General features: G+C 71.3%; 5 protein-coding genes. All 5 read right to left on the bottom strand.

What is annotated here, in order from left to right:
- Positions 1–32: 32 nt before the first annotated feature.
- Genes AS97_RS09545 through AS97_RS09570 form a run of 5 tightly spaced genes read right to left on the bottom strand, consistent with a single transcriptional unit; the run spans position 33 to position 9,530 of the window.
- The gene (locus AS97_RS09545) at positions 33–2,264 is read right to left on the bottom strand and encodes a pyridoxal-phosphate dependent enzyme (RefSeq protein WP_086710604.1); all 2,232 of its coding nucleotides are present in this window, start codon (positions 2,262–2,264) and stop codon (positions 33–35) included.
- Entirely contained in the window at positions 2,254–3,174 is a 921-nt protein-coding gene (locus tag AS97_RS09550; protein WP_125758236.1) for a kinase, read from the bottom strand. The genes AS97_RS09545 and AS97_RS09550 overlap by 11 nt, the downstream gene beginning before the upstream one ends.
- Positions 3,171–4,661 carry a lyase family protein gene (locus tag AS97_RS09555; RefSeq protein ID WP_059147531.1) on the bottom strand — a complete coding sequence of 497 codons (1,491 nt, stop codon included), beginning with the start codon at positions 4,659–4,661 and terminating at the stop codon, positions 3,171–3,173. Before AS97_RS09555 ends, AS97_RS09550 begins: the two co-directional genes overlap by 4 nt.
- The gene (locus tag AS97_RS09560; RefSeq protein WP_210564697.1) at positions 4,652–6,355 is read right to left on the bottom strand and encodes a condensation domain-containing protein; all 1,704 of its coding nucleotides are present in this window, start codon (positions 6,353–6,355) and stop codon (positions 4,652–4,654) included. The genes AS97_RS09555 and AS97_RS09560 overlap by 10 nt, the downstream gene beginning before the upstream one ends.
- Entirely contained in the window at positions 6,342–9,530 is a 3,189-nt protein-coding gene (locus tag AS97_RS09570) for an amino acid adenylation domain-containing protein (RefSeq protein ID WP_247204299.1), read from the bottom strand. Before AS97_RS09570 ends, AS97_RS09560 begins: the two co-directional genes overlap by 14 nt.
- Positions 9,531–9,538: the final 8 nt, after the last annotated feature.

The raw sequence follows: 9,538 nt of genomic DNA on the forward strand, positions 1-9,538 counted from the left end.
CGCCGCAGCCGCGAAGGTGTACGCCGCGGCGGTCAGTCCTGGACGGTCACCACCTCCACCAGCCGCACGGCGGCGTCCAGGGCCTCCTCGACCTCCCGGGCCGAGCCGCCGCCCGCGATCACGTAGCCGAGCCGGTCATAGGCGTCCCGCGGCGGCCGTACCGAGCGGCCCGGCAACCCGGTGGTCACCACCCGTTCGACGCCGGGCACACGCTCCGCCGCCGCGGTTCCCGTGATGGCCACAAGGCGTCCTGCCTGACGTGCGGTCAGGAATCTGATGCCCGCGTGCCGGGCCCGGTCCGCGAGCAGCCGCACGGGGTACCCGGCCGCGGCCCGCACCTGCTGCTCCAGAAGGTCGGTCCCCGTCGCCATACGGACGAGTTCGGGGATCATGCCACCGGCGAGCCTGGCGTTGATCTCGATGACCGCGGGACCCATGTCCGTCATCCTGATCTCGACATGTGCGGGACCTCGGTCGAAGCCCACCGCCTTGAGCGCCTGGCGGGCCGACTCCGCGAGTTCGCCGGAGGTGGCCTCCGGCAGCTCGGCGGGGAAGACATGGCCGGTCTCGACGAAGTAGGGCAGCGCGCCGGTGGTGCGCTGGGTCACCCCTATGCAGGTGGCCTCCCCGTTGTCGCAGAACATCTCCACGCTGTATTCCGGGCCGCGCGCGTACTCCTCCACCAGGACCTTGCGGGCGGTGGCCTGGCCGCGAACGTTCTCGGTCACGGCCAGGACGCGGGCGGCGTGCTCCGTGGCCGTGGCGGCGTCCTCGCACCACAGCACGTCCTGCGACCCCGATCCGCCCACGGGCTTGACCACGCACGGCACGCCCACGGACGCGATGGCACCGGTGATGCCGGCGGGGTCGTCGATCACGGCGAACGCCGGCTGCGGCACACCGGCGTCCCTCAGCGCCGTACGGGTCAGTGACTTGTCACGGCAGGCCGCCACCGTCTCCGGAGGGTGGCCCGGCAGGCCGAGCGCGGCGGCCAGCCGTGCGGTGTGTTCCAGATAGAAGTCACTGGTCGTCGTGAGCCCCGCGATGGTCCGCTTCCCGGCCGCCTCCCGAACCGCCCGCAGGACGTCCGCGTCGCTCTCGGTGTCGCAGGCGACCGTCAGGCAGCCGGTGCCGTCGAGGCCGGCGTAGCGAGCGGGGTCCTTGGCCAGCAGGACCGGCTCGAAGCCGAGCCGCACCGCGGTACGCAACGCGAGCATGCCCGTCCCTGTCGTGTTCGACTCCACAAAGACCAGGACGGGACGGTTCCTGCGCGGGATCGAGGCGAACGACCAACCGGTGACCGTCGTGCCGTAGGGGACCTCGGCGGGCCGGGCGGCGATCGGGCCGACGGGCCGGTGGCGGTACACGCTGTCCGCGTAACGGTCGCCGCGATCCGGCAGGATTCCCACCAGACGGGTGCCGGGCACCGCCTCGGCGGCGAGGTGGGTCAGGATCCGGTACACCGACCCGGAGGTGTTCCCGGCGAAGATCTTCTGTTCCCGGGCGAGCCGCTGCGTGGCGTCGAACGCCTCGTCGTCCGAGAGCCAATGCACCTCGTCGAGGAGGCGGTAGTCGATGTTGTCCGGGTACAGGCTGTTGCCCAGTCCACTCTGTTGACGGGCCGGTACGTCAGGCTGGCCGAAGAGCACGCTGCCGACGCAGTCGACGCCGACCACCTTCAGGTCGGGCAGCCGCTCCAGCAGCGCCGCGGACGTGCCGCACAGGGAGCCGCCGCTGCCGACGGAGCCGACCACGACGTCCACCGTTCCCAGGTCGCCGATCAGTTCGTCAGCCAGCGTGCGGTACGCGGCCGGGTTCTGCGGGTTGCTGTACTGCTGGGGCCAGTAGGCACCGGGCATGCCGCTCATCAGCTCCGCGAGCCGCTCCAGCCGAGCGCTCTGCCACCCTTGCCCGGTCATCGTCTCCACCACGTGGACCACGCACCCGAGGGCCTCCAGTTTGGTGAGGGTGATCGGGTCGATGCGGGGGTCCGTGACGATGTGCACCGCGTGCCCCAGGTAGGTGCCTACGAGAGCGATTCCCAGCGCCATCGTGCCGGACGAGCTCTCCACGATGGGCGCGCCTTCTTTGAGCGCACCGGACCGGCGGGCCTCGATGATCATCTGCCGGGCGACGCGGTCCTTCATCGCGTAGGGGTTCAGCAGCTCCAACTTGGCGTAAACCTCGACCCCCTCGGCGGCGTCCACCCGCAGCCGTACGGCCGGGGTGTTGCCTATCGCGTCGACGATGGTGTCATGACGCATGCGCGCTCCCTGGTGACGTGAACGAACGAAAGACGGTGGTGGCGCCGGGCAGGCGCGAGCATGCCGCGGCGGCGGCCGACAGCTTGTGCTGGTGGTCGGGGTCGCCGGCGTCGAGCAGGAGGCCGAGCATGGTGCCGCTGTGGGCGCAGACCACGCCCAGAGCGCCGATCTCGTCGCTGACCCGGATCATGGCGTCGAGGTTCCGCTTGGGAACGAGCCGCTGGTTGAGGACCGCGCTGCGGGTGGCGATCGTGCCCACCCGGGCGAGGTCACCGTGATCGACGGCCGTGGTGAGGTCCCGCACCAGGCGCTCGTACTCACGCCTCTGGGCAGGCGTGCGGTGCAGGGGCCGCTGGTTGAAGGCCACCGTGTCGAGGTGACCGCCCTCGTCGACGGCCACCACCGTGGCCGGGGGCAGTGTGCCGAGCGACGCGCGCAACCGGACCGTCCGGTGTTCGAACACCACGATGCCCGGGTGCATCACCCCGTCAGTGGGCTCGATCGGGCGCAGCCAGCCTTCGACGGCCTCGGGCGAGGTGTCCAAGCCGAGCACCGCCCCCACGGCCCTGGCCGTGGCGACCAGGTCGGCGGAGGAGCTGGCGAGCCCCTTCCCCACGGCCAAGCCACTGTCGAGGACCAGGGTGCCGCCGCCGAGAATGCCTTGGGCGTCGAACATGGCCCGCGCCAGGCGCAGCGACTTGGTCTTGTGGGAGGGGAACACGTTCAGCGGGCCGTCGCGGTCGTACCGGAACCATGCCCTGGTGCCGCGTGTGATCGGGAACGTGACGAGGAATTCGACTCCGTCGGGCAGCGCCCCTTGAAGCAGTTCGCCGAAGGTCCCGCAGGCGGTGCCCGCGCCTTCGCGCAGGTCGACGCCCGGCCTGCGGGCGACCAGCGCCGGCTCCCTCATGACCGCCGCTCGGCCGCGGCGAGCAGGTCGTCCCGTCGGTGGGCGGCATCGGCGGATCTGCGTGCGCGCAGTGACCACTCGTCGGTGAGCTTCGCGAATGCGCCGTCCTGGTCCGCGAGCATCGCCCGCACCTCGTCGGGGTGCGCGGAGCCGGCCGATCGCTTGGCCCGCAGTCCTTCGTCCACGTCGAAGGCGGCGACGAGGAGGGCGTCGGTCCGTGCGACCTCGTATCCCGCGTCGGCGCAGAGCGCGGCCAGCAGCGAGCCGTCTGGTTCGGCCGGCCGCAGCCCCTTCTCCAGGGCGCGCTTGATGTACCGCCCGGAGATCACCTGAGCCGTTCGCCAGGGGATGCCGCACTCCAGCGTCAGCTGGTTCGCGAGGGTGAATCCTCCCAGGTACTCCCCCGCGCACGCCTCGCGCATCCGGTCTGCCGAGAAGGCCGCTCCGGCGATGACCGCCCGCGTCAGCCGCAGCACCGAACGCATGGCGTCGAATTGGGTGCGCAGGTGCCCGCCCGCTTCCTTCGACACCTCCACGGTGTTGGTGTACGCGGTGTTGCGCTGCCCGGCGGCGATGTCGGTCGCGCACCCGGCGACGTGGGCACACCGGCCGCGGATGCGCTCCAGCACGGGAAAGTTGCGCTTTTGCGGCATGGCCGCGGAGATGCCCGACAGCTCGTCAGGAAGCTCCAGGAAGCCGAAACCACTGCCGCCCCAGGCCATGAGGTCGGTGGCGAAACGGCTGAGCGTCACCGCGTAGCGGGCCAGGTCGCCGGAGATCGCCATGGCCCAGCCGCGGGAGGCGACGGCCACCAGCGCATGCGGCTGGACGCCGGCGAAGCCGAGCAGTTCGGCCATGCGAACGCGGTCCCAGGCGAGCTCCTGGCCGGCCATCGTTCCCGAGCCGAGTGGGCAGGCGTCGACCTCGTCGTAGGTGTGCAGCATCCCGCGCAAGGTGGCCGTGGTCTCGGCTGCGAGGGCCGTGAGGTGGAAGCCCGGACTGATGATCTGCGCGGCCTGCGCATGGGTGTATCCCGGCATGGGCACGTCCGCGTACCGGGCGGCGAGCGAGGTGGCCGCCCGGCCCAGCGACAGCAGGTCGGCGGCCACAGCGGTCAGGTTCTCGCGAGCGGACATCAACTGGGCGCAGACTTGGAGGTCGTTGCGGCTGCGGTCCACGTGCCACGCGTGGAACGGCGGGACCGGGCCGGACAGGACGTGCCGCTCGACAGCGAAGGAGATGTCCGACATGTTCTCCTTCGGATCGGCGCGAACGACGTCCGGGGTCAGCGAGTCGAGCCGCGCCCCGATTCCGGCCGCCCCGGCGGCGTCCACCAGTCCCATCCGCACGTACTCCAGCAGCAGGACCTTCTCGATGGCGAGGTAGTGCCGAAGGAGGTGCTCCACTTCGTAGGCGAACTGCGGGGCGAGCACCTCCTCGTGCCAGATGTCGCTCGGTACGCCGTCGATTCGGCCCGTCACCGCCATGCCGTCCTCCTCGGGCGCTTGCGTGCGAGTTCGGTGGCGAGACCGGCCACCGTCGGGTCGGCGAAGAACGCCTGGATGCTCAACTCGACGTCATGGTCCGCCGCGAGGCGCGCCAGCATGCGCAGGGCCTGCACCGAGTGACCGCCCAGGTGGAAGAAGTCGTCGTGGACGTCGGTCACCGCGGTGCCGAGGACGACGCTCCACACCTCGGCGACCAGCTTCGCCGTCGCGGTGCGTGGCGTGCCGCCCGCGGCTGTCCGGGCGGGGGGCGTCGCCGGGGTGCCGCCCGGCCGGGGGGCGGCCGGGAGACGCGGCAGGGGCATATCCACTTCGGAGACTCCCGCGACGAGCAGCGCGAGGTAGTCGGCGAGCAGCGCGTCGGCGGTGCTCTTCTCGACGAGTGCCACGTTGTACTCGATGCGGACCGTGTCAGCCGTGATGTCCAGCAACAGGTCGTCCTCACAACCAGCGGAACTGGAGGAGGCAGCTCCCAGGCCGCCGCCCGAGGGCACATGGTTGAAGGCCAGTTGGTACAGGGGCGGCACCCCGGGCAGCCGTGGCACGGGCAGCAGTTCGACGAGGGTCTGGAAGGGGATGTCGTACCGATCCTCGACATGGGCCGCCGACCGTACCCGGCCGACCAGTTCGGCGAAGGTCGGGGCGCCGCCGGCATCGACCCGAACCACCAGCATGTTGACGAACGTGCCGATCATCGGCAGCACATCGGCCTGGCGACGGCCTGTCACCGGCAGACCGACGACGATGTCCTCCTGTCCCGAGTGGCGGTGCAGCAGGGCCACGTAGGCGGCGAGGCAGAGCATGACGGGCTCGGTGCCGAGCCGCCGTGCCGAACCCGGCAGCGACGCGGTGACCTCCGGGGGGAGGCCGGCCCGCACCTCGGCCCCCACGAACGTCCGGGCCGCGGGCCTCGGGTGATCGAGCGGCAGCCGGTGGACGGGCGGGAGCCGGGCCAGCCGCGCACGCCAGTACGCGGCCAACTCGGTTCGCCGGCGGGGCGACAGCCGGTCGCGCTCTCGCCGTGCGTAACCGGTGTAGCTCAGCGGAAGCTCCGGCAGCTTCGGCTCCCTCCCCTGTTCGGCAGCCGCGCAGATCTCGGTGAGCTCGGCATGGAGGTTGAACCGTGAGGCGGCGTCGTAGACGACGTGGTGGGCGGCGAACACCACCGCCCATTCCCTCTCTCCGAGGGCGAGCAGCTCCGCGCGCCAAAGGGGGGCTCGCTCCAGGTCGAAGGGCCGGCTCACCAGCTCTGTCGCGCGAAAGCGCCGGGTGTCCGCCTGCTGGGCGTCGTCCACACCGGTCAGGTCGACGTGGCGGAGCACCAGGTCGATGCGCGGGAGTACGTACTGCGTGAGCCGGCCGTCGACGATCCGCAGGGCGGTGCGCAGGGCCTCGTGGCGCCGCACCAGCAGGGCGAAGGCACGCCGCAGGTCGGTCTCGGTCACCTCGGCGTGCACGACCAACTCATCCACGATGCGGTACGCCGACGCGTCGGGCGCCATCCGGCTGGCGAACCACACGCGCTCCTGTGCGGGGGACGCGGGGACGGTGCGCGGCGCGGCACCGTGATGCGACCGCGGCTCGACGCCCACCGCGTGCCCTGGCCCTGCCGTCATGGCGTGGGGCGGGGTGAACCCGGCCGGTGGAGGGGGCGGGCGCCGGTCACGCCTGCTCACCGCTGATCCCCGCGTCGGTGGCCGGCTGGAAGCGGCCGGGCATCCGCACCGCGTCGCCCATGACCACCACGATCTCGCGCTGTCCCTCGAACGGTTCCCGGCTGTGGGCCATCCTGAGGTTGTCGACGACGAGGACGTCCCCGCGCCGCCAGGGCTCGCCGACCGTGAACCGGTCGTACACGGCGTTGACGGTCTCCACGGTGTCGCCGTCGATGGCCGTGCCGTCGCCCACCATCGTGTGGAACGGCAGGCCGTGCGGCCCGTAGACGTCGGTGAGGTACTCGCGGACGGCCGGATCCATCGTCAGCCCGTTGAGGAAGGCGATCTGGTTGAACCATCCGGGAACACCTGTCGTGGGATGGCGTACGACAGCGGCACGCCGCTGGCGGGTGCGCAGCTGGTCCCCGGGCAGCCACTCGTGGTCGATGCCGGCGGCGGCGCAGTACGCGTCCACTTCGGCGCGGTCGTCGGTCCCGAACGCTTCCGGCCACGCCATGCCCACCTCGTGGTACATGCGGGTCAGCAGCCAGCCGTGGCGCTCGAAGGGGGCGACGAGATCGGGCGGCAGCGCCTTGAGGACCTGCTGGGAGTCCGCGACGTTGGTCCTGCCGCCCCGGTCGGGGGCCGTGAGGCAGCCGAAGACCAGGATGCCGGGGACTGTGGCGGCGTAGCTCAGTTCGTGGTGCATGCACATCGGCTCGTCCGACGGCCAATGGCTCGAGGAGTAAAGCCCCGGGACGTGGGCGGTCCTCGGGGCGAAGCCTTCGCGTTCGGTCATCGCGGTGATCCCGAGTCCCTCCGCGACCGCGGCGACATCGGCGGCGGTGCGCACTCCGATGCCGCGCAGCAGCACGGCGCCGGACTCGGCGACGGCCGTGCGGACGGCGGTGCGGTGCTCGGCCGCCCAGGCGGCGGGGCCCTTGTCGGGCTGTGCGGCGAGCACGCGTGGTACGGGCCGCGACTCGGTGTCCGGCGCCGCTGCGGCCTTGCGGTCGACCAGGGCGGCGATGTCCGCGACGGTGGGGGTGCCCCACAGCTCGCCGACGGTCAGCCGACGGTCCAGGGCGATCGACAGCCGGATCACGGACAGTGAGGTGCCGCCGAGTTCGGTGAAGCGGGAATCGCGTCCGATCCGCTCCAGCGGGATCTTCAGCACCTGTGCCCACAGGTCCGCGATCTTCCGCTCGGTCTCCGTGGCGAACTCCGTGGCCCGCACATGCCCGGTACCGTGGCGATCCCGCTGGGCGATATCGGTCAGAGAGATTTTGTCGATCTTCCCATTGCCGGACAGGGGCAGCTCAGCGGTGTGGTAGAGGCGCGGCGGGACCATGTACTCGGGCAGGGCCTGGGCGAGCGTCCTGGCGACCTGCCCCGCGTCCGGCGCGTCCGCGCCGGTGTAGTAGCCGACGAGCTGTGGCTCGGTGGCGGATCCGGCGACGACCACGGCGCCGTCCCGGACGCCGGGAACCTGCAGGAGCCGGTCCTCGATCTCGCCGATCTCGATCCTGAACCCGCTGATCTTGACCTGCGAGTCGCGGCGGCCGAGGTATTCGAGCTCGCCGGAGGGCAGCCAGCGGCCGAAGTCGCCCGAGCGGTAGAGGCGCTCGGGCGGCCGGAGGGGATCGCGGCTGAAGACGGCCGCCGTGCGCTCCGGGTCGTTCACGTATCCGCGGCCCACGCAGACACCGGCGATCACGATTTCACCCGGGAAACCCACCGGGAGAAGCTGGAGCCTCTCGTCCATGACGTAGACGCGTGAGTTGCGCACGGGGTCGCCGAGCGGCACCGAGCGGTGTGCGGGCAGGGCGTGCATGACACCGTGGTTGGAGTCGTCGCTGACCTCGGTGAGGCCATAGCAGTTGACCAGCGGCACGGTGGGGAAGGCGTCGAACCAGCGGCGCACCAGCTCCTTCTTCAGCGCCTCGCCGGTGACCGCCATGACACGCAGACCGGGCAGCTCCCGGTGCTCCTCGGCCAGCGTGGAGAGGACGAGTTCGAGATAGGTGGGCACCAACTGCGCCACCTGGACCCCGTTTTCGGCCAGAGCGTCGATGAACGTGTGAACGTCCATGATCACGTCCTGCTCGACGATGAGCGTCCGGCCGCCCATGAGGAGCCCGGAGACGAGCTGCCACAGCGAGATGTCGAAGCACTGCGGCGCTGTCTGCGCAACGACGTCTCCCTCCTGGACGCCGAGGTCTTCGATCTTGGCGTAGAGGTGGTTGAGGAAGCCGTCGTGCTCGCACATGGCGCCCTTGGGTTCGCCGGTGGAGCCCGAGGTGAAGTAGATGTACGCGAGCTGGTCCCCCGCGATGGCGAGGTCCAGGTTGTGACACGGGCCGCCTTCTTCGAGAAGGTCCCGTACGTACAGGCGCCGCCTGTCCTGGCCGGCCAGCGCCTCCTCCAGCGGCGCGACGCCGTGGTCGGCGAGCACCCACCGGCACTCTCCCCGGTCAAGCGTGTTCGCCATCCGCTCGGCGGGGAAGTGCGGTTCGAGCGGCAGATAGCAACCACCCGCCTTGAAGACGGCGATGACGGCCGCGAGCCATTCCAGGGTGCGTTCCGTCACCACCGCCACGACGTCCTCTGCGCGCATCCCTTCCCGGTGCAGGGTCCAGGCGATGACGTTGGCGTTCTCGTTCACCTCGCGGTAGGTCCAGCTCCGGCCGCCCTGGACGGCGGCCACCGCGTCGGGGTGGCGGCGCGCCCGCTCCTCGAACAGCTCGTGGAATCGACGCCCCGGCAAGGGCTTCACCGGACCGGAACAGAAGGCGATCGTCGCCTCGGTCTCCGCCTCGGACAGCAGGCCGTGGCTGGTGTGCGGTTCGTCGGGGAACTCGGTGAGCAGGCGCAGGGCGAACCGCATGTAGCCGTCCAGCCGCTCGGCGGAGACGTGGGGCTGTTCGGTCGTACTGTCCCAGGCGTCGTCGGCTTCCTTCCGCCCTGCCTGTGTGGCCACGCGCCGGATCAGGTCGCGCCATGTGGCGTCGGGGGGAAGGACGGGTGCCCCGGTGGCGGCAGCCGCGACCTTCAGCCGGGCGGCGGCCTCGACCGTCTCGGCATCGACGCCGCAGGCGCGGGCGAGCACGGTGACGGCGCCGGCCGGCTCGGCGGACGGTTCGGGGGCAGGTGTGGCCCGCGCGTCGCCCGCCTCGCGATGGGCTGTGTCCTGCATGGAGTTCC

The organism is Streptomyces sp. AgN23, assembly GCF_001598115.1.
Lineage (GTDB): Bacteria > Actinomycetota > Actinomycetes > Streptomycetales > Streptomycetaceae > Streptomyces > Streptomyces antimycoticus.

What these genes read in the sequence shown, in the direction of transcription:
- AS97_RS09570 (WP_247204299.1), bottom strand. Translation starts at nt 9,530, where the DNA reads ATGCAGGACACAGCCCATCGCGAGGCGGGCGACGCGCGGGCCACACCT.
- AS97_RS09555 (WP_059147531.1), bottom strand. Translation starts at nt 4,661, where the DNA reads ATGGCGGTGACGGGCCGAATCGACGGCGTACCGAGCGACATCTGGCAC.
- AS97_RS09550 (WP_125758236.1), bottom strand. Translation starts at nt 3,174, where the DNA reads ATGAGGGAGCCGGCGCTGGTCGCCCGCAGGCCGGGCGTCGACCTGCGC.
- AS97_RS09545 (WP_086710604.1), bottom strand. Translation starts at nt 2,264, where the DNA reads ATGCGTCATGACACCATCGTCGACGCGATAGGCAACACCCCGGCCGTA.